This is a genomic window from Streptomyces sp. NPDC002566, assembly GCF_042889585.1.
Lineage (GTDB): Bacteria > Actinomycetota > Actinomycetes > Streptomycetales > Streptomycetaceae > Streptomyces.
In genome coordinates, this window is sequence record NZ_JBIARD010000002.1 from 999,780 (window position 1) to 1,020,902 (window position 21,123).

At 72.9% G+C, this 21,123-nt stretch carries 10 protein-coding genes; 1 reads left to right on the top strand and 9 read right to left on the bottom strand.

All coding sequences use genetic code 11. The features are described from left to right. Positions 1-142: 142 nt before the first annotated feature. From ACFYXA_RS11505 to ACFYXA_RS11540, 8 genes are all read right to left on the bottom strand, one after another. A complete protein-coding gene (locus tag ACFYXA_RS11505; protein ID WP_389031062.1) occupies positions 143-586 on the bottom strand; it encodes a hypothetical protein in 444 nt (147 codons plus the stop codon). 154 nt (positions 587-740) lie between these two features. After that, entirely contained in the window at positions 741-1,112 is a 372-nt protein-coding gene (locus ACFYXA_RS11510) for a zf-HC2 domain-containing protein (protein WP_389031064.1), read from the bottom strand. Further along, positions 1,109-1,693, bottom strand: coding sequence for a sigma-70 family RNA polymerase sigma factor (locus ACFYXA_RS11515; protein WP_389031067.1), 585 nt, complete (start codon positions 1,691-1,693; stop codon positions 1,109-1,111). The genes ACFYXA_RS11510 and ACFYXA_RS11515 overlap by 4 nt, the downstream gene beginning before the upstream one ends. 43 nt (positions 1,694-1,736) lie before the next feature. Then, the gene (sbnA, locus tag ACFYXA_RS11520; protein WP_352246852.1) at positions 1,737-2,876 is read right to left on the bottom strand and encodes a 2,3-diaminopropionate biosynthesis protein SbnA; all 1,140 of its coding nucleotides are present in this window, start codon (positions 2,874-2,876) and stop codon (positions 1,737-1,739) included. Positions 2,877-2,920: 44 nt separating this feature from the next. Beyond that, on the bottom strand, positions 2,921-3,976 hold the full coding sequence (sbnB, locus tag ACFYXA_RS11525) for a 2,3-diaminopropionate biosynthesis protein SbnB (RefSeq protein ID WP_389031071.1): 1,056 nt from the start codon (positions 3,974-3,976) through the stop codon (positions 2,921-2,923). Continuing rightward, the gene (locus ACFYXA_RS11530) at positions 3,973-4,980 is read right to left on the bottom strand and encodes a TauD/TfdA family dioxygenase (RefSeq protein WP_389031074.1); all 1,008 of its coding nucleotides are present in this window, start codon (positions 4,978-4,980) and stop codon (positions 3,973-3,975) included. The genes sbnB and ACFYXA_RS11530 overlap by 4 nt, the downstream gene beginning before the upstream one ends. 69 nt (positions 4,981-5,049) lie before the next feature. Then, positions 5,050-7,650 (bottom strand): amino acid adenylation domain-containing protein, encoded by a 2,601-nt coding sequence (locus ACFYXA_RS11535; RefSeq protein WP_352246849.1) that lies wholly within the window; start codon positions 7,648-7,650, stop codon positions 5,050-5,052. Between the two features lie 6 nt (positions 7,651-7,656). Next, entirely contained in the window at positions 7,657-8,016 is a 360-nt protein-coding gene (locus tag ACFYXA_RS11540) for a hypothetical protein (RefSeq protein ID WP_352246848.1), read from the bottom strand. A gap of 380 nt (positions 8,017-8,396) precedes the next feature. Between ACFYXA_RS11540 and ACFYXA_RS11545 the strand changes: the two genes are divergently transcribed. Next, complete coding sequence (locus ACFYXA_RS11545; RefSeq protein ID WP_389031078.1) at positions 8,397-11,336, top strand: RICIN domain-containing protein; 2,940 nt, start codon at positions 8,397-8,399, stop codon at positions 11,334-11,336. Here the strand turns inward: ACFYXA_RS11545 and ACFYXA_RS11550 are convergent. Next, the gene (locus ACFYXA_RS11550; protein WP_389031081.1) at positions 11,326-21,051 is read right to left on the bottom strand and encodes a hypothetical protein; all 9,726 of its coding nucleotides are present in this window, start codon (positions 21,049-21,051) and stop codon (positions 11,326-11,328) included. The two genes, ACFYXA_RS11545 and ACFYXA_RS11550, sit on opposite strands and share 11 nt — an antisense overlap. Positions 21,052-21,123 lie beyond the last annotated feature (72 nt).

A 21,123-nucleotide genomic window follows, 5' to 3' on the forward strand; every position in this document is an offset into this window, starting at 1 on the left:
GATGAACGGGATGCGGCGTTCACCCCGGTATGTGACCCCGGTATGTCACCCAGGTGCCGTGAAGGGGCGGGTACCGGGAGCGAGGGGGCGGGCGAGCGGGGGTGCGCGGACGCCGCTGAAGGGGGTGCGGGGGCGCGACGGCTCAGCGGCGGAAGGACTGCAGGGCGCTCAGCGCGGGCGCTCGGCCGCCGCCCGGGTCGCGGACGTCCCGCGCGGCACGGGAGTGCGCGGGGCCGAGCGCGGCGGCGGACGCGTGGGCCTCGTCCGCGCACACGTCGGCGGCGAGCGCGGGCGCCCCGTCGGGGTGGCCGGAGCGAGCGGGCAGGACGAGGGCGTCGGACTGGGCCTCGTGGTGCGGGGCGCCGAGGGCGCCGCCGTGCAGCGCCGCGGCCACGGGCATGTGGCCGGCGTCGGACCTCTCGGACCCGGGCGGGCCGTCGTGCGTCGTGCTCTCCCCGTCGCCGGGAACGACGGTCGCCGCCACCGGGTTCACCGGGGCGGCGAAGAAGTGATGCGGTGTGCCGAGGTGCAGCAGGACGGCCGCGGCGAGCAGCACCACGGCTGCGGCCATGCGACGTACCACCACTGACGCCCCGACTCCTCGACCTGCTCGTGAGCGCTGAACGCTCTCGGCCGCCGGCTGGTGCCGACGGCCTGAAGGTTACCGGTCCGGGCCCTGCGGTCAGCGCGAACGCCCGGGGAGCGGGAGTGACTTGGACAACAGCGGCAACGCCACGGGGTCAGACCACGGGTTCGCGGGCGACGTAGCAGTCACCGTCGTCGTCGGCGACGGCGCTTCCCGCCGCCCCGCCGCCGCTCGTCCCGTCGCCTGCCGATCCTCCCCCGGCCGGCGGCGTCGCGTCGTCGGCCGGGGGCAAAGGGGGGAACTGTGGGGTACGCGCCGCCTCGGCCAGGACACGTACCTTCAGGCACTCCGGCGGGGGGCGGGAGGCCGCGAGGGCGAGCCAGGCCGCGGCCTCCTGGTGCCGGACCGTCTCACGGGTGCACTCGGGGCACTCGGCGCAGTGGCGGCGGAAGGCCTCCCGTTCCTCCTGCTCCAGCGCGTCCATGGCATAGGCGCCGCTGAGGTCGATCGCGTCGTCCTTCGTCATCGGGGGGCTCCCAGGCAGTGCCGCATATGGGTCAGTGCCCTGCGCAGACGGCTCTTGACGGTGCCCAGCGGCAGGGAAAGGACTGAGGCGACCTCCGCGTGGGTCAGGCCCCGGTAGTAGACGAGCAGCACCGGCTGAAGGAGTTCGGTGGTGAGCTGCCGCAGGCAGGTGCGGACCTCCTCGCGTTCGCCGAGCGCCTCCACGGCTTCCGCGACGTCGTCGAAGGCGGGCACCGACTCCCGCTGGGAGACGGTGCGTTCGCGTTCGGCGGCGCGGCGAGCGGTGCGGACGCAGTCGACGGCGCGGTGGTGGGCGATGGTCATCATCCAGGTCATGGCGTGCCCGCTCTCCGGCCGGTAGCGGGGGGCTGTCTGCCACACCTCGAGCATGACCTCCTGGGCGACCTCCTCGGCGCGGGCCGGGTCCCGCAGGACCTGGCAGGCGATTCCGTAGATCGGGCCGGCGACCGCGTCGTACAGACGGGTGAACGCGTCCTGGCTGCCCTCGGCCACGGACAGCAGCAGCCGGTCGGTCTCGGAGGCACCGATGTGCTGGGCCCGGGAGGCTTGTCGCTTCGCCACACCCTCTCCCGCCTGCGCGCCTGCCCCGGCCTCGCCGCCGGGTTCATGTGTCCCTCCTCACAGTCTCCGAGGCACGGCCGTCGACCGCATCTCGCAGGGGCGCGGCGTCCGCCGTCCGGGAACCGGTCCAGGCGTCGTCGTCCTGGAGGGGGCGGCCGGTCCACAGGTCGGGGGAGGCGACGGGGGGCGCGGTGCGGGCGGCCAGGGAGCCTGCGGCGTCGGACTCGACGGGGCCGAGGACCTCGTCGCCGAACAGGGCCTGCACCCAGTTGGCCTGGTAGACGGTTTCGAGGTAGCGCTCCCCGAGGTCGGGGGCGATGGCGACGGCGGTGAGGCCGGGTGTCCCGTGCCGGGCCAGCCAGCGCATCGCTCCGCTGACGACGGTGCCGGTGGAGCCGCCGAAGAGGAATCCGCGCCGGGCCAGCCGGCGGCAGGCGCGGATGGTGTCCGCCTCCTCGACGTGGACGGCCTCGTCGACGTACCCCTCGTCGAGGAGCGGGGGGCGGACGCTCATGCCGAGGCCGGGGAGCATCCGGCGGCCCGCCTCGCCGCCGAAGGTCACCGAGCCGACGCTGTCCACGGCGACGATGCGGACGGGGCGGTGCCATTCGCGGAACCAGCGGGCGCAGCCCATGAGGGTGCCGGTGGTGCCGGCGCCGATGAACAGCACGTCCAGCCGGGGGAACGAGCGGGCGATGGCGGGGGCGGTCTGGTGGTAGTGGGCCTGCCAGTTGCCCGGGTTGGTGTACTGGCTGAGCCACAGGTAGCGGTCGTCCGAGGCGCAGAGCGTGCGGACGTAGTCGAGGCGCGCGCGCAGGAAGCCGCCGTGGGCGCTCGGCTCGGTGATGACGTGGACGTGCGCGCCGAGGGCCTCCATCAGGAGCCGTGTGGACAGGTTGCAGCGGGAGTCGGTGACGCACAGGAACGGGTAGCCCTTGCTCGCGGCGATCGTGCTGAGGGCGACGCCCATGTTCCCGGAGGAGGACTCGAGCAGGACGGACCGCGAGGTCAGGGCTCCCTGGCGTTCCGCGGACTCCACCATCTCCACGGCGGGCTTCAGCTTGATCGACCCGGCGAAGTTGAAGCCCTCGCACTTCAGGAAGAGTTCGCCTCCCAGCACCGATCGGAGATCGACGTAGAGGTCCTCCTCGTTGAAGGTGTAGGGGTCCGATATGACTGACACGATGGCCTCCGCGGGTTGAGGATCGGCCCGGGGCCGGATGGTGTTCATCCGTACCTGTTCAGTTCGTGGAAGAAGTCGTCGACTATGTGCAGCTCCCGGGAGGCGGCCACCTCGTCGTGGACGTACTTGCCGACCGCGAGGTCGAGCACTCCGAGGCCGAAGGGCGAGAACACCGTCGTCCGGTCCGTCGGGGGCGTGAGGCGTCCGGCCAGCACGTCCGCCAGGGTCCCGGTGACGAAGTCGCGTCGGCCGGTCAGCTGTTCGGCGAGGTGGACGGAGGTCTGCGCGGTCAGGCAGTGGTCGATGTCGTCGACGAGGTTGGCGGAGGCGAGGACGACCTCGGGGGCGAGGTCGCGCAGGGACAGGTGCAGTACGAGCGGGTGGTGGGCGAACCACGAGGGCGCGTGGATGTGCGGCCGGGCGGCGACGGTGGCGAAGACGACCAGGTCGCTCGCGCGGATCAGCGCCTCGGGGCTGTCGTGCACGACGATGTCGCCCGGGGCGCCGGACCTCTCCAGGTAGCCGCGGAACCCGTTCGCGCTGTCGGCGGACAGGTCGTGGACGCCGATGGCGTCGAAGGACCAGCCGGTGCCGGTGAGGAAGGTGTGGACGTAGCGGGCGATCAGGCCGCAGCCGATGAACCCGACGTGGGACGGGCGGGGCCGGCCGGCGCTGAGCCGGTCCGCGGCCAGCGCCGCGGAGGCCGCCGTGCGGGTGGCGCTCACGATGGAGGCTTCCATGCAGGCGAAGGGGTAGCCGGTGTCGTGGTCGTTGAGGATGAGCACCGCCGACGCCCTCGGCACTCCGGCCGTCACGTTCTGCGGGAAGCTGGAGATCCATTTGATTCCGTCCACCGGTGTCCGGCCGCCGATCGAGGCGGGCAGCGCGATGATCCGCGAGGTGGGGCGGTCGGGGAAGCGCAGGAAGTTCGACGGCGGGTTCACCGTGTCGCCGGCGTCGTGGAGCCGGTAGACGGCCTCGACGAGTTCCACGATCTGCTTCTCCCGCCCGCGCAGCGCGTCGCGGACCTGTGCGCCGGGGACGACCGCGAAGGGCGGCACGGCGGCCGGGGTCGCGTCGTCGCGGGGGGCCGTCGTCATACGGGGGTCACCTCCACGGTGGGCGAGCAGTCGGCCAGCCGGACGGGGTCCGCCATCGCGGCGAGCACCTCGCGCGGCCCTTCGTAGGGCTCCCGGCTGTGGGCGGTGCGGACGTTGTCGACGAGCATGAGGTCGCCGGACTGCCACGGCTCGCGCACGGTGTGCGCCTCGTACACCTCGTTGAGCAGGCGGACGGTGTCCTCCTCCAGGGGTGTGCCGTCCCCGTAGCGGGTGTTGAACGGCAGCCCGGCGGCGCCGTAGACGTCCACCAGGTACTCGCGGACCTCGGGGGCGAGGGTCCACTCGTTGAGGAAGGCGATCTGGTTGAACCAGCAGCGCCGGCCGGTGACCGGGTGGCGTACGACGGCGCTGCGGCGCTGCCGGGTGCGCAGTCCGCCGTCGGGCTGCCACTCGAAGGCGATGGCCGAGGCGCGGCAGTAGGCCTCGATCGCGGCGCGGTCCTCGGTGCCGAAGGAGTCGGCGAGGGAGGCGCCGATGTCCTCGTTGTAGGTGCGGGTGAGGAGCCAGCCCTGCCTCAGGAAGCGTTGGACGAGGTCGGTGGGCAGCGCGCCGAGGACGGTCGGCGCGTCGGCGAGTGCGGTGGCTCCGCCGGTGGCGGGGGCCTCGATGCAGGCGAACAGCATCAGCCCGGGGAACTCCAGGGTGTAGCTGAGTTCGTGGTGCATGCACATGGGCTGGCTGGGCGGCCACTTGGTGGAGGAGTAGACGCCGCCGGGGTAACTCCGCCGGGCCGCGAAGGCCTCCTTCTCGGTCATGGGCGGGCCGCCGGCCAGCTCGCGCAGGACGGCCCCGGCCGTGTCCGGGTCCCCGAGCGCGAGGCCGCGGACGAGGACCGCGCCGTGCTCGCTGACGACGGCGCGCAGCGAGTCCCGGTGCTCGGCGGCCCAGCTCGCCGCGTCGCCGGTGAGGTCGGCGCGCAGGACGGGTGGTCTGCCGGGACGCAGGTCGACGCCGGGCGGCGACAGGGGGATCGAGGACGGCATCTCTGTCTCCTTCCGGAGGCGGTGGGGCCGGACGGTGGCGTCCGGGCCGTGTGGTCCGCGCCGTGCGGTCTACGTCGTGGTCGTACGGTCCGGGCGGCGCGGATCGGGGGAAGCGGGTGCCGGCGTGGTCTGCCGTTCGTCGACCGTGCGGGCCAGGTCGGCGAGGACCGGGTGGCGGGTGAGGTCGGTGAGGTCAACCGCACGGTCGAGGGCGATCGCGAGCCGGACGGCGGCGAGGGAGGTGCCGCCCTGGTCGAAGAAGTGGTCGTGGCGGCGTACGCGGTGCTCGGGTACGTCCAGCACCTGGGCCCATGCGGCGGCCAGGCGCCGCTCGGTCGGGGTGCGGGGGGCGTCCCGGTCCGGGCCGTCGGCGCCGGACGCGGTGGTGGGCGCGCCGGTGGCGGGTTCCTCCGCGCCGAGCCGGGCGGCGAGCGCGGTGAGCGCCTTGCGGTCGGTCTTGCCGTTGGCGGTCAGGGGCAGTTCCGGCTGCCAGTGGAAGTCGGAGGGGACCATGTAGGCGGGCAGCGACTCGCCGAGCCGGGCGCGCAGGGCGGCGTCGTCCAGCGGGTGCGGGCCGGCGTAGAAGGCCGCCAGGCGTCCGCCCCTTCCGGCGCCGTCGGCGGCCACCACCGCCCCGTCGCGCACCGCGGGTATCCGCAGGAGGGCGTTCTCGACCTCGCCGATCTCGATGCGGAAGCCGCGGATCTTGACCTGGTTGTCCCGGCGGCCGAGGAAGTCGAGCTTCCCGTCGGGCAGCCAGCGGCCGTGGTCGCCGCTGCGGTAGAGCCGTTCGCCGGGGCGGTGCGGGTCGGCGGTGAAGGCGAGCCGGGTCCGCTCGGGATCGTTGACGTAGCCGCGTCCGACGCACACCCCGGAGAAGACGATCTCGCCGGGCGCGCCCAGCGGCACCGGTGCCAGGTGCTCGTCGACGACGTACACGCGGACGTTGTTGACGGGGCGGCCGAGCGGGACGCGGTCGCCGTCGGGCGGCCGGTCCATCACCTCGTGGTTGGTGTCGTCGGAGGTCTCGGTGAGCCCGTAGGCGTTGACCAGCGGGATCCAGGGCTGGGCCGCGAACCAGCGCTGGGCCTGCTCCTTCTTCAGTGCCTCGCCGGTGACCGACACGCGGCGCAGGGCGGGCAGGGCCCGCGGGTGGCGTTCCAGGTAGGCGAGGACGGCGTCGAGGTACGAGGGGACGACCTGGAGCACGCCGACGCGGCCGTGCTCGACGGTGTCGACGAACCGGGGGACGTCGAGGATCGCCTCCTGCTCCACCAGCAGGGTGCTTCCGCCGGCCAGGAGCCCGGCCAGCAGTTGCCACAGGGAGATGTCGAAGCACTGGGGCGCGGTCTGGGCGACCACGTCCTTCTCGCCGATGCCGAGGTCGTCGATCTTGGCATGGAGGTGGTTGAGCAGGCCGGCGTGCTCGCACATGGCTCCCTTGGGTTCGCCGGTGGAGCCGGAGGTGAAGAAGAGGTAGGCGAGCTGTCCGGCGGCGACGGGCACGCCGAGGTCGCCGGCGGGGTGGTCCTCCGCGTACGCCTCGCTGACGGGCAGCGCCCGGACGCCGGGCAGGGCGTCCAGGGCCCGGTCGAGGGCGGCGGCGGCGCCCTCCTCGGTGAGCACCAGGCGGCAGCCGGCGCGGGAGAGCATGGTGGCGATGCGGTCGGCCGGGAAGTGCGGTTCCACGGGCAGGTAGGCGCCGCCCGCCTTGAAGACGGCGAGGACGCACGCGGCCCAGTCGAGGGTGCGTTCGGTCACCACCGCGACCACGTCCTCGGGGCGGAGGCCGCGCGCGAGCAGGGCGCGGCCCAGCCGGTTGGCCCGCTCGTCGAGTTCGCGGTAGGTCCAGCGGCGGTCGCCGCGGGCGACGGCTACGGCGTCGGGGTGGGCGCGGACGCGTTCCTCGAACAGTTCGTGGACGCGGCGGTCGGGCAGCTCGCGGCGGGGGCCGGCGAGGCCGTCGAGCTGGAAGCGGAGCTCCTCGGGCGAGAGCAGGCTCTGCCGGTCGTGCGGGGCGTCCGGGTCGGCGGCGATCAGGCGGAGCGCGGTGAGGTGGTAGCCCGTGATGCGGGCGGCGCTCCCGGCGTCGAGCGCGTCGGTCCGGTAGCGCAGGCGCAGCAGGGGGCGGCCGTCGTGTCGTGGGAGTTCCAGGCGCAGCACGGCGTCCTCGGGCAGTTCGCCCGCCGCGCCGGTCGGGTCGAACACGGCCTCGGTCGAGGGTCCGGTGCGGCCGAGTTCCCTTCGGAGCGCGTCCACGGGGAAGTCCTGGTGGATCACCAGGGCGACGGCGGCGCGGTGGGCGTGTTCCACGAGCGCGCGCCAGGGGCCGGGGTCGACGGTCAGCCGGCAGGGCAGCGGCCGGCCGCCCTCGGCGACGACGTGGGCGGTGGTGACCTCCCGTTCGCCGGAGAGGGCGGCGAGCACCTTGGCGTGGGCGGCCAGCAGCACCGAGCCGAGGAGCGGGTCGCCGGGCAGGCCGGTCGTCCGGAGCGCGGTGAGCAGGTCGCCGGGGATCGGGGTCTCGTGCACGGCGGTCCCGCGGGCGGCCGGGCGGCCGGCGCCGGGGGTCCGCCACCGGGGGACGGTGGTGGCCCCGCCCGAGGCCAGGACGTTCTGCCAGTGCTCCCGGCCGGCCTGGGTGATCAGCATGGGTGTCGATGTCGCCATGCGGACCTACCTCCCCTCGAAGCGGACGTAGGCGAGGCTCCGGACGCGGATCTCCTGGGGCTTCCACCGGCCGACGAGCGCCCACTTGGCGACGACGGGCGGCGCGCACAGGGTCACGAGGAAGTGGGCGTCGGCCGGTATCCGCTCCATGCGGACGACGTCGGCCAGTACGGGGGTGAGCTCTTTTTCGAGTACGGCCGGGTCGCCGTACCCGTGCAGCAGGACCGTGGACATTTCCCGTGCGGGGGGCAGTGTCTCCCCCGGCTCGTCCGCCATGTCAGCTCCGAAGGTTCCGAGGAAGTGCCGTTCGGCACTGGCCGGTTCGCGTGGCACACCGGTGTCGGCCAGGGTCGTGGTCGTACCCATGTCCTTCATTCGGCGCAGAAGAGTGAGCAGATCTCCAAAAAGGTATTTTTCTCGCATTCCGGACATCGTCTCGTGTGATGGGACGGCGTTACCGTGCCGCTGCGCGGCACGGTTTCCGGTGGTCCCGGTCGTGGACGGTGCGGCAGGTGGGGTTCACAGGACCGCGCGGACCGGCGACCGGGCGACCGGGCGACCGGGCGACCGGGCGGTGCTCGCAAGATCGCAGCGACGGGTGGCGCGTTTGTCACCGGTCGCCGACCGCGCCGTGGGAGCGGTTCCCGCCCGCCGTCTTGACGTGTTCATTTCTGTCGTCAAGCATGCCCTGAGCGCGGTTCCTTCTGATCGGTTCTGTTCGCCCTCGTGTGGTGAAAGGGAGTGTCGTGACTCGACGGCAGCTCATCGTCAGGGGCTTGGCGGCCGCGGTTCCTCTCGTGCTCGGCGCGGGACTGGTCGCCGCGCCGACGGCGACATCCGCGGCGTCGGCCCCGTCACCACCGAACGCGGTCACCGTGCGCGTCGACCCGTCGTACCGCCAGCAGAAGTTCGAAGGGTGGGGGACGAGCCTCGTGTGGTTCGCCAACGCCACCGGCGGCTACCCGGACGCCCTGCGCAAGAGACTCGTCGACCTGCTGTTCGGCGAGGACGGGCTGCGGCTGAACATCGCGCGGTACAACATCGGCGGCGGCAACGCGCCCGACGTCCGGACGGACTACATGAAGGCCGGCGCGACCATGGAGGGCTTCTGGAAGGCCCCCGCGGGAACCACCCGGCAGGACATGGACTGGTGGAACCCCGACGACCCCGGCCACTGGAACTGGAACGCCGACGCCGGCCAGCGCTGGTGGGTGAACCAGGTCAAGGACAAGGTGACCCGCTGGGAGGCGTTCAGCAACTCGCCGCCCTGGTTCCAGACCGTGAGCGGCTACGTCTCCGGGGGCTTCGACTCCGGCGCGGACCAGATCCGCCCGGACCGCGTCGACGAGTTCGCCACCTACCTGGTGCGCGTCACCGAACGCCTGGAGCGTGAGCACGGCATCTCCTTCGACACCATCGACCCGCTCAACGAGCCCAACACCACCTACTGGGGCACCCAGTTGGGCATCGACGGTCAGCCGACGGGCGGACGCCAGGAGGGCGCGCACGCCGGTCCGGCGCTCCAGCAGAAGGTGATCCTCGCCCTCGACGAGGCGCTGAAGCACACCACCACCGGCGCGAAGGTCTCGGCGATGGACGAGACCAACCCCGGCATCTTCACCCAGAACTGGAACGCCTACGCCGCCCCCGCACGCGCCGCCGTCGACCAGCTCAACGTGCACACCTACGGCACCGGCATGCGCACCAGCGCCCGCGACATCGCCAAGGGCGCCGGGAAGAAACTGTGGATGAGCGAGGTCGAGGGCACCTGGGGTACCGGAACCGACTTCACCGGCATGGAACCCGGCCTCGGGATCGCCACCCGCATGGTCGACGACATGCGCGAACTGGAGCCTTCCGCCTGGGTGTTCTGGCAGCCGATCGAGGACGCCCTGCCGCAGGCCGCGGCCGGCAAGAACTGGGGCAGCATCCACGTCCCCTTCAACTGCACGGCCCGGGACACCCCGCAGACCTGTCCGATCCGCACCAACTCCAAGTTCCACACGATCCGCAACTTCACCCACTACATCCGCCCCGGCGACCGCTTCGTGAAGGTCGACGACACCGACACCGTCGCCGCGGTGCGCGCCTCGGGCGACGCGGCGAGCGTGGTGCACGTCAACAGCGGCACGACGGCACGCTCGGTCACCCTCGACCTCTCCCGCTTCCGGAAGATCTCCGCGCAGGCCACCGTCACGCCCGTGGTGACGAGCGCCGAAGGCGCCCTCGTGCGGGGCGCCCCGGTCGCGGTCGCCGGCGGCTCGGCCACGCTCACCGTCCCCGCCAAGTCGGTCACCACCTTCCTCGTCGACGGCGTCAGCGGCGTGGCGAAGGACGCCGCGCTCGTCCAGCCCGGACACGTCTACCGGCTCACCGGAGTGCAGAGCGGCAAGTCGCTCGCACCGGCCGCCGACGGCAGCGGCGTCGCCGTCCGCACGACCGACCCGGCCCGCGCCGAGCAGCTCTGGAACGTCATCCCGTCGGCCGGAGCCGACCACCGGGCGCGGTACTCCCTCACCGGCGCGAGCACGGGCCGCAGGCTCGCCGTGCGGGACGGCCGGGCCGTCCTGGTGGACCCGGCGGCCGCAGCGGCCGACGACGCGGCGCAGTGGATCATGTCGACCACCGGCGACGGCAGTTGGACGTTCGTGAACGCCGCGACCGGCGGACTGCTCGACGTCAGCGGCCAGTCCACGGCCGACGGCGCCAAGGTGTCGGTGTACACACCGACTTCGGCGCCGAACCAGCGCTGGACGGTGACCGACGAGACGGTGCGGAGCACCGAGACCGCCGAGGTGTTCACCGTGCCCGGGCTTCGGCCCGCGCTGCCGTCCACGGTCACGCCGGTGTTCCCGGACGGCGCCCGGGGCTCCCTCCCCGTGGTGTGGCGCCTCCCGGCGGACCGGGCCTGGCGCAAGCCCGGCAGCGTACGCGTCAAGGGCCGGGCGACCGACGCGCTCGGGCGTGAGATCGCCGCGACGGCGGTCGTCACCGTGGACCGGATCGTCTCGACGCTCCCGGGGGGCGCCACGACCTACGCGGGCGGACGGCCGGAGCTGCCCACTACCGTCGTCGGCGTCGGCTCGCAGGGCGGCCGGGCCGTCCTGCCGGTGACCTGGGACCCGGCGCCCGAGGGCGCGTTCGACACGGTCGGCGTCGTGACCCTGCACGGCGTCGCACGGGTCGTCGACGGGAGCACGGTCGACGCGAGCGTCCAGGTGCGGATCACGGAGGCGGTGGAGACCAACGTGGCTCCGGACGACGGCGTCTCGGTCGACGCCACGTTCACCGAGAGCGGGTACTCGGCGGAGCGGCTGCGCAACGGCGACCTCACCGAGAAGGCCTGGTCCAACTGGAAGCCGGGGACCGCCAAGAACCCCTCCGACACGATCACCTTCACCCTGCCGAAGGCCCGCGATCTCACCCGGATCGTCGCCCGCTTCCACCGGGACGGCGCCAACGCCTCCTTTCCCGAGAGCCTCAAGGTGCAGGCGCGGTCGGCCGACGGCGTCTGGAGCGACGCGAGCGACGCCGTCCCGGTCGGCGTCGAGGGCGCACCGGTCGTCTCCGTACCGGTGTCGGCCGCTCCCGCGACCGCCGTCCGCGTGGTCATGACCGCCCGCCCGGGCGGATACATCACCCTGAGCGAGATCGAGGTGTACGCCAAGGCGCCCCTCACCCGGTGACGCGGCCCTCCGGACGCCGGTCGGCGTCCCTGAGCAACTCGTCACCGAACGTCCGCGCGGCGGAGGTGAGGGGGGCGTACGCGGGGAGCAGGGTCAGGGGGATGTCGTCGCGGAGGACCTTGGCGGTGACGGCGCGCAGGGTGTCGTACTGCTCCTCCCGGAGGTTCCAGCGGGGGACGGCGCGGCCCCGCTCGGGCCGCAGTCCGGCGCCGAGGTCGGCCAGGGCGCGCAGGAGCGGGGAGTCGACCGGCCGCCGGCGGGTGTCGAGGACGATCCGGTCCGCCGAGGGCAGTCGTCCCACGGCGGCCAGCAGGGCGCGGGCGACCGGCGCGGCCTCCCGCTCCCCCTGCTGCCCGGCGGGCCCGCCGTCCCAGACCACCAGACCGTAGTCGACGAGACTGCCCAGCTGGTTCTGCTTCAGCTTCGGCCGGATCTCCACCGAGCGGAGCCTGCGCCAGTCCCCGCCCGTCGCGCGGTGTCGCTCCGGGCGGGTCAGCCACTCGGTGACGAGCGCCTCCACGTGCAGCGAGCTGACGGCGCGGTCGCCGAGCCGGCTGAGGAGGTAGGCCTGCCATCCCCGGCTCAGGCCGAAGGCCTGCTGCGGAATCCGGGTGCCCAGAGAGCACGCGGCGAGGGCGGGGGCGAGGTCGACGGGGGCGTCGCGTTGCAGGACGAAGTCCATGCCCTCCGGAGAGCGCAGCCAGTCGAGGACGGCGCGGACGGCCTGCTCGTGCACCTCGGCGGTACGCGCCGCCTCGTCCGCGGGGCCGTCGGGGCCGTCGGGGCCGTCGGGGCCGTCGGGGCCGTCGGGGCCGTCGGGGCCGTCGGGGCCGTCGGGGCCGTCGGGGAGGGTCTCCGTCGCACCCATGGCGTGCAGCAGGAGGTGCGCCGGGGAGGGCGCTGGGTCGGTGGGCGCCGTGCCCCGCCGGCCCTCGTCCATCGCCGCCCCGTACTCGGCGAACCTCGGCGGGATCAGGTTCGGCCGCGCTTCCGCCTTCGCGAGCTGATGGGGGACGTACAACTCGCCCAGCGAGTTGGACATCCACACGGGCAGATCGACCACCGTCAGCCTGCTGCCCTGTTCGACGAGGCGGAGGGCGGTGCGGCCGGGGCGGCGTTCCAGGCGTGACACCTCGGCCATGAACGTCTCGCCGGGCGCCGGAAGTGCGTTGCCGTCGGCGGGCGTGTACTCGGCGAGCATGCCGAGCGGCTCGACCGAGACCAGGCAGCGGCCGGTGGCCTGCGACGCGTCGGCCGCGGCAGCGCTCTCGTCGTCGCCGGCGTCCGTGACCGGCGCGGCGGTCTCGGACAGGACGACGCGGACGTGGCGCAGTTGTCCGGGCTCCAGCCTGTCGTACTCGCGGGCGACCGGCGGATGCCCGCACAGGGTCACCGTTCCCGTTGCGCCGCGCAGGGCGGGCAGGTGCTTCACGGTGCGCAGGTGGGCGAGGAGGACCTCACCGCGGATGTGACGGGTCCAGGCGGCCTCGCCGGCCGGCAGCCAGCACAGCTGCTGGGTCTGTTCGTCCCGGCAGACGAGACCAAGGCAGCCGTCCTGCGGGGTGTCCACCGCGGCCAGCGGGACCACGCTGGTCTCTCGCCGGTCCCGGTCCTGCGGTCCCGCCTCGGGGCCGCAGGTGAGCGTGATCGTCTTCGGGTCCCAGTGCAGGCGGAGCAGTCCGCCCCTGGCGACGAGCGCCGCGGCGGCGGCCGACGCGGCGGCCGTCCCGCTGGGCAGGCCCCGCAGGAGCGTGCGGACGCGGACATGGATCAGGGCGGAGCCCGACCGCACCGCCAGGTCGCCCTTGCCCAGGTCGGCGACCGGCTCGGCCAGCACGGAGCCCTTGGGCCAGGTGCCGCGCGGCTGGGCCCGCCGGGACACGGTGAGCACGGGCTCGGCCCCGGCTTCGACGCGTTCGACGGTCATGGGCACACTGCCGAGTTTCGCGAGCAGCCGGCCCGTCCCGGCGGCGACCGCCGCCAGCGCGTCGCGCAGCCACCGTGTGCGGGGCGGCCAGGCGCCCTGCGCCGATTCCGGCGCCAACCTCACCCGCGCCGCGGGCAGTCCGAGGACGCGCAGCTCACCGGGCGCGTCCGACGCGGCGACGAACACGACGTCGCCCTCACGCACGGGCGACTCGTCCAGCGGGGTCAGCGTGTTGGCGTCGTCGAGCCACACGGCGCTCCCGGCCGGGTGGGCGTCCAGGACGTCCCGTGCCGCGGGATGGCGGACGGTCATGGGGCCTTCGCCCAGGTGCAGGGCTCCCTTGACCTCGTCGATCTTGTCGACAGGGAGGAGCATCCGGCGGGCGGCCGACCCTGCGAAGGCGCCGCGCGGGCCCGGCCGCCACCGGGTGAGGACCAGGTGACCGCACTCGTTCACCCCGCCCTCCACCCGTCCCTGTACCAGGTCGCCCGGGCTGAACAGGGAGCAGTCGAGGTCGGCGAGGGAGCGTCCGTCGGCGAACTGGAGGAGTTCGGCGGACACTTCGGCGATGCGCCCCGGGGCCAGCTCCAGCCAGAGGCTGTCCCGGCCGCCGGCGGCGACGGCCCAGCTCCCCCGGGTCCGCGAGGCGCTGTCCTGGTGGGTGCCTTCCAGGAGTTCCGCCGCGGGGAAGCCGAACTGGCGCAGGCTGTTCTTCCGGTGCCGCAGCGTCCAGCCGGCGGCGGTGCGGGAGAAGAAGACCGGTTCCTCCACGGAGCGGGCGGGCTGCCTGAGCCAGGGGCGGTCGTACTTCTTCCGGGCCGGCAGCCAGGTCCTGGTCCGGGTGTCGTGGTAGAGCCAGCCCCGGTCGTGGCAGGCGGCGGCGACCTCCTCCGCGGTGACGTCCATGAACGACAGCCGGGCCCACGGCACGACCGTGTCGGAGGCGGCCGGTTCGGTGCCGGCGGCACCCTTCCAGAGCACCCGCGCGCCCTGCACGGCCTGCCCCTTCACGCAGGAGACGACACCGCCCTGCCCCTGTCCGAGTGGCACCAGCCGTACCTCGAGACGGCCGCCGTCCGACCTCTCGCGGACCACTCCCGCGATCTTGGGATGGTCGCCGCACAGCAGGACCTTCGCCAGATTGCCCGGCGCGGTGGCGCTGATGCCGGGCAGCCCGGCGACGGTGAAGCCGCCGTGACGCGTCCCCGCCTTCAGGTAGTCCTGCTCGGTCCGGAAGTCGTCCTTGGGGAACACCACGGCGGGACGCGGGCGTTCGTCGAGATAGCTGACTTCCGATGCCATCGCCTGACGCGCGGTCACCCCGTCGGTCCCGTGGAGCCGCAGGCGCACCACGGAACGGGGGGCGAGTCGGTACGGGGTGTGCATGCCGGCCACCGGGAAGAGCACGCCGGGACGGACCTCCACCTGTTTGCCGGTGTCGGTGACCACGGCGAAGCAGTCGCCGCCGCGGCTCACGAGATGGCTGCGCAGAATGTCGAGGCGGCGTTCGGGCGCCTGTTTGGTCGCGCCGTACCAGTGGTTGTCGCCGCCGGGCCCGCGGTCGGTGAGGCGGACCAGCATCTTCGCGTGCTCGTACTGTTTCTCCATGGCGAGCCGCAGGGCGCTCTCCCGGTACGAGAAGTACCGCCGGCTCACGGTCACCTGCAGCGGGTCGCCGTCGACGGCGGCGAGTTCGGGAAGGGTGAAGGGCAGCAGACGGTCGTTGTCCGTCGGCACGATCCGGCCGGCGACCAGGTAGAGGCTGTCGCCGGCGCGCAGTCCGGGCTCGTCGCCGCCCTCGGGCGCGGCCCGCGGGGGGACGAGGACGAAGCCGAGCCGCGGCCCGGAGTCCCCGGCCCGCCCGGGGCGGACCCTGGCCAGGACGCACTGCTTGCGGCCGGCGTCGGGGCCGAACAGGGTGATCAGTTTGCGCATGCTGTCGTCGTCGAGGAAGGCGCTGATCTTCACGGCTTTCACCTCGGCGTCCTCACCACGCCGGGCGCGCTTCGGGTTCGCCGTGTGGGCGCTCAGGACCAGGACCCGGCTCCTGGCGTGGTCGATCTCCACGTCCAGCAGATGGACGACGGGCCCGCGCTCGCGGGTGCCTTCCAGATAGAGGTGGTGCTCGTCGCCCTTGTCGATGTCCCCGGGAGCGATGTCCACGGTGACGGCTCCGGCCGCGGCGGGATCGTCGCCGGGGTGGAAGGACATGGCGTCAACGCGGTCGCCGTGGAAGAGGGTGATGCCGGTGGGGTCGACGGGTTCCCCGCCGACGGTGAGCTTGTCCCCGGGGATGTCGAGGAACCAGCCGTACCCGAACTCGAAGCGGTGCACGGTGTCCTGGCCGACGGCGGTCGTTCCCACGTAGTAGGGGCGGCGTTTCCTGCCGTGCTGGTCCTTGATCTCGTGACGTCGTCCGTCGACCCGCGCTCGCGGCATGACCTCCTTCATGAACTCCGCGAGGGACACCGGCGGTACGCGCAGGAAGGACGCCCGGGCTCCGCGGCCGTGTGCCACGGGCACGGCGCGGACAGGATCGGTGAGGTAGTCCTCGAGGGCCCGCCCGGCGACCAGCGTGCGCGGCTCGTCGCACAGCGCCAGCCAGGGCTGGTGGCGGCCGTCGTCGTCGGGGGCCAGGCGGGGGGCGGGGGCGCTCGGTTCCACCCGGTTCCAGGCGAGGGGGCCGGTGACCGTGGGCGCGGGTCCCGCCATGAACAGGTTCCACTCGGAGGCCGGGTCGAGGACGCGCCGGGGCGCGGGCTTCGGCGCGGCCGACCGTGACCGGGCGGCGGGCGAGAGAAGGAACATCCTGCGGACGTCCAGGTGGCCGGCCGGCACCTGCGACGCGGCGTCACCATGCCCGTACGCCTCCAGCCAGGTCCGCTCCACACGCACCGGCTGGAAGTCATCCGTCAGGTCGACGCCGGCGGCTTGCCCCACCAGGTGGTGGCCGTCTTGCTGCACCACCGCGGGGACACCGTCCTGCCGCTGCGCCTGCCCGCGCCGACCGGCCTTGGCTCGGGTGACGGCGGCGGTACGGGAGGCCGCGGACGGCCCATAGGCGAGTGCGGCCCGTTCCGGGGCTTGATAGATCTCGCGGTCTCCGTCCTGGGACCGGCCCACGGGGGACCAGTCTTCGGGTGCGGGTTCTTTCGACAGCTCCCAGAGTGCGCGGAGCTTCAGCTGCCTGGGGTGAACGAGAAAGATCCAGCCCTGGGCGGTGCGCTGTATCACCAGGTGGTCGCCGACAGAAGGCTTTTCGTGGTCGAAGCAGTGGACAGGGACACGTGCCTCGACGACCCGGGCGCCCAGGTTCAGCCAGACTTGCAGATGGGAGATCTTGTACGTGGTCCTGTCCTGGATGCGGGTGGCGAGCAGGCCGCGCAATCGTTCTGGAGCCCGGCCCGTCGGAAGTGCCCAACCCGGGCACTGCGCGTCGAGTTCATGGGCGGGGAAGGGGACCGGCTCTCGCCTGGAACGGCCCCTCAGAGGTGTCGGCGTGGGGTCTTCGACGACAACGGCCGGACGTGTGGTCGTGCTTGAGCACAACGGGAAGGCCCCGGTCAGGGTGAGCGAGTCGGTGGCGGCGTGACCGCCCAGCCCCGAGTCCAAGCGGACGTAGTTCTCGGTCCGGGAATCCATTCTGCCCGTTTCCACGAGTGTCACCACGCTACCGGGACGAAGCGCCAGCAGCTCCCGGTACCGCTGGAGGTCCGGTGGGCCGGCGATGCCCTTTTCCGTGAAGAGGTTGACCGCGACCCGTGCCTGGCGGGCCTCGGGTTCCCGCCAGGCCTCCACACTGCACAGCGCCGGTGTCCTCTCGGATCTACCGGCCCTTCCACGTAGAACGGCGGTCACCCACCGGGGGAACCCGTCGATCGCCTGGACCTCGATCTGCCAACTGTCGCGGTCCACCCGGTGCGCCAGCCGAGTGTCTGCTTCGGGCGTCTGCTCGACCTCGGCGCCGGTTTCGAACGCCGAGAGCCAGCGGATGTTGCGGTCGTCGAAGTACGGGCCGCCGTCGGGGGACGCCGTCAACCGCAGGCGGCTCTCGCCCGGCGGGAACTCGGCGTGCACGATCAGTCCGACAGGATCCCGCAGACACGCCACCCTGAGAGCCTCCCAGTCGGCCGGCTCCCATGCGGTGGGGCCGAGCACGAAGCATCGTCCCGGCAGGGTGACGAAGCGATGGGCAGGCCCGAATCCGGAGCGGTCGGTGGCGTGGCCGCAGAACACCAGGCGTACCCGCGCACGTCCGGGCCGGCCCGTCGCACCGGTCGTCGCCGCCTCCACGGCCAGGTCGGGCAAACCTGCGTCGAGCGGCAACCAGTGCAGGAGCCGGGCGTCCCACCTGGCCAGCGTCGTGTGCGCAACGCATCCGCCGCTGTCGTCGGCAAAGGCCCGGGACAGGTCAGGGTCCCACAGTCGCCGGGCAGCGATGTCCCGGCCCGTACGGCTTCTCTCGGCGCTGCTTCGGTACCGCTTGCCGTCGGGGTAGGAATAGTCGCCGGCGCCGGCGACATCCAGTCTGAGCCAGGGGAACTCGCCGATCGGCGCGAGGGCGACCGTGCGCACCTCCCCGTCCTCCTGCTGCGGAGCCGCGAGAGGGGCGACCTGCGATGCCCCGGCCTCTCCGGGGCTGAGGTGCACGGCCAGGTTCTGCCCCACACGCCAGCGCCGGTCCTGCGGGGAGTCACCCAGGATTGCCTCGACCGGTTCGGCGAGCCCGCAGTTGATCCACAACCGCCGCTGGGTGTCCTCCTCGCGCAGGGCGCACACGGCCCCGAGCACGAAGCCACCGCCCTTGGGGAGCCCACCGTCGGCTCCGGTGACGAAGAGGTCCCGTACCTGTTCCAGTTCTCCGTCGACCACCGCTTTGTCGAGTCGAGCGGGCTGCCGGTAGATCACGGCCTGCCCCGTACGGCGGTCGAGTGTGACGGCCGCCACTCGCGGGTCGGCGGTGAGCGCGTCCGCATCCTCACGGTGCGGTGGCAGGGACGCGGGTCTGTTGCTCTGCTGCCAGAGCGCGCTCATCAGGGTGGCAAGAGAGCTGCCCGCCGCCTGCACCTGCGAGTCAGCTGTTTCGCGCAGGAACTCGGTCAGGGCCGCCTCGGTGCCCCGCGCGGTGACCCTGCTCCTGTACACCTCGAAGGGGTCGCCGCGTTCGGCTGCCAGCGGTCCGTGCCCCCACTTGCGATAGAGCGACTCGACGGTCAACAGGCGCAGACGGTTGGCGCTCTCGCCGCGGAGGTTCTCGGCGGCGGCGAGTTCCGCGAAGAGACGCTCGTAGAAGAACTGCGCCCGGCCACTGATGTCGACGATGGCCCTGACCACGTGTTCGAGCACCCGCAGAAGTCGCTGCTGGGAACCGCGACCGAGCACGGGAGACCGGAACATCTCCAGCATTCTGCTGCGCACCGGGCGCGGCAGATGCGCCGCGTCGTTGAGGGAGCCCACCAAGTCGACCCAGTCCGTGACCCACTCCTCGTGGCGTCCGACGTCCCCGAGTTCGGGGTCCCGGAGCAACGACGCCAGTCGCTGGGTGCTCAGCGTGATGGGGGTGACCCCGTGGATGTCCGTGGGCGCCACCAGGTCATGGAGCGCCTTGTTCATGCGTTCCCACTCCGCCACCGAGAAGAAGGTGCGGTTCTCGTCGGCGGGGCCGCTGAGCACCAGCGGCCGGGGAAGGAGATCGAACCCGCCCTTCGGCGGAGGCTTCACGAACCGCGGGCCTGCCCCTGTCCACGCCCATCGCAGCAGCCCGGTGTCGTCGTCGTCCCTGGCGTAGATCTCCCGGTGGAGCAGGGCCGCATCGATGGCTGTCTTCGTGTACCGCTTCGCCTTTTCCTGTGCCAGGTCCAGCAGCACTTGAGCGGGCGGCGGCTTGTCACCGCTGAACCATCGTCCGCCGGCCTCCGTCCGGTGCGGGCCGACTCCGCCGGAGGAGGTTTCGAGCACCCACAGCAGCGCCGCGTTCAGGGCCTGCCCGTTGCGCACCAGCAGGCGTTCGAGCGCGCCGGCTCCGGGGGCGTCCGGCTTCGCCGTGTAGAGGCCGGTGATGACGCGCACGATCTCGTCCGGTGGGACCATCGGGCGCTGTCCCTTGCCGATGCGGTCCACCTGGCTTCTGACATGCAGGAGCAGCGGGGCGAGGTGGCCGGTGAGTTCGCCGTAGCGGCGGGCGTCGGACTGGGCCAGGGCGAGCAGCGCGTTGCGGCGGCTCATGATGTCCCGGATGTGGACGACGAGCAGCAGCAGATGGTCGGGAAGCGGGCCGGGGCCCGCCGTGACGGTCAGGAGCCGGGCCGTCAGCATGCCGGCGGCGAGCAGTCGCACGAGCTGCTCGGGTTCGACGCCGCCGAGCCGGAGCTTGGCGTTCTCCTCTTCCTCCCTCCGCCTGCGTTCCTCTTCGTCGGGCAGGGAGTCGGGGTCCGCTTGGGTACCCTGGGAGGCGGGGGGCGTCCAGGTCGGCGGGAGGATCCAGGGCGACCAGACCGACGCGGCGTCGCGTGCCGTGGTCTCGGCGGCGGGGCCGTCGGTGAGCAGCAGGCTCGGCAGCTTCTGGTGCGGGGCGCGCAGCCGGTGCAGTCCGCCCACGTGTTTCTGTACCAGGGCGTGGTCGTCGGAGGGGACCGAGATCCGGCACGGCTGCTGGTTCTGGATCTGCTTCGGCTTCGTGGGCGGGGTGTCCGGTGCCTGCCACCAGCGGGCGAGACGGCGGGCCGTCGCCCTCGGGGCGAGTTCGGCGGACAGCGTCCACAGCGACGCCTGCCACAGCACCGACGGCATGGCCGAGTGCTGCTGTGCGCCGGTGCCGCCCAGCCGGGCGTAGGCGGCTTGCCGTGCCCGCAGGGTGTCGGCTCGCCTCGGGGCCGCCTTCGACGACCGCCACGTCTCCAGCCTGCGCAGTAACCGGGTGCCTGCCAAGGCCTCGGTCTCCAACGCGTCGAGGATCTCGGCCGGTACGCCGGTCTCGTCCTCCGCGTCATCGGTTTCCAGCGGCACTTCGGAGTCCCTGGCGTGCGGGACGGTGTCGGGCGCGAACATGACCCGGGCGACCGTCATGAGGAGGTCGGGTTCCAGGTCGAGCGCGCCCTGCGAGGCCTTGGCCAGCTTCTCCCAGACCTGGTCGGCCTCGTCCGGGGCGAGTGCCGTTCGCAGCTCCGCCGCCTGGAGCAGGGCCAGTCGGCCGTGCTCGCCGGCCAACGCCCGTTCCACCAGGGACCCGTGTTCATCGACGGTCTCGCGGATCGCGCGCGGGTCGAGTCGGGCCAGGAACCGGGCGACGATCAACGCCACTGTGGGCAGCGTCTGTTGCAGCAGGTCGAGGTAGGGGCGGGCGGAGGTGCTGTGGGCGTCCGCTTTCCCCGAAGCCGCCTTCAGGACGGCGCGCAGCAGCTCGGCCGCCTCCGCCGGCGTGCCGCAGGCTGCGGTGCGAAGCAGGTTCGCCGTACGGTGCTGTGCCTGGGACGGGACCAGGGAGGCGAGGTCGCGGTAGAGGTCGCCGGCGTGGTCCGAGACCTCCCTGCTGACGTCGGCGAAACGGGCGTGGTCCGAGACCTCCCTGCTGATGTCGGCGAAGCGGTGGTGTGCGGCGAGGACATGGGGCAAGGCGTGCAGCACGGTCGCCGTCCCCGCCCGGCCGAGTTGGTCGAGGGCGGCGCAGACGACGCCGTCGGCGTGGTCGGCGTCGGCCGGCTCGCCCAGGGCGGCGATGACGTCGAGATGGGCGGCGGCGTCCTGGGGGGAGAGGCCTAAGGCGGCACAGAAGTACCAGTTGTCGAGCACGCGCGTCCCCTTCGCGTTCCGGCAGATCCGCGTCCACTACCAGGCGGCTGATGATGTCTTTTGGTGATGCCT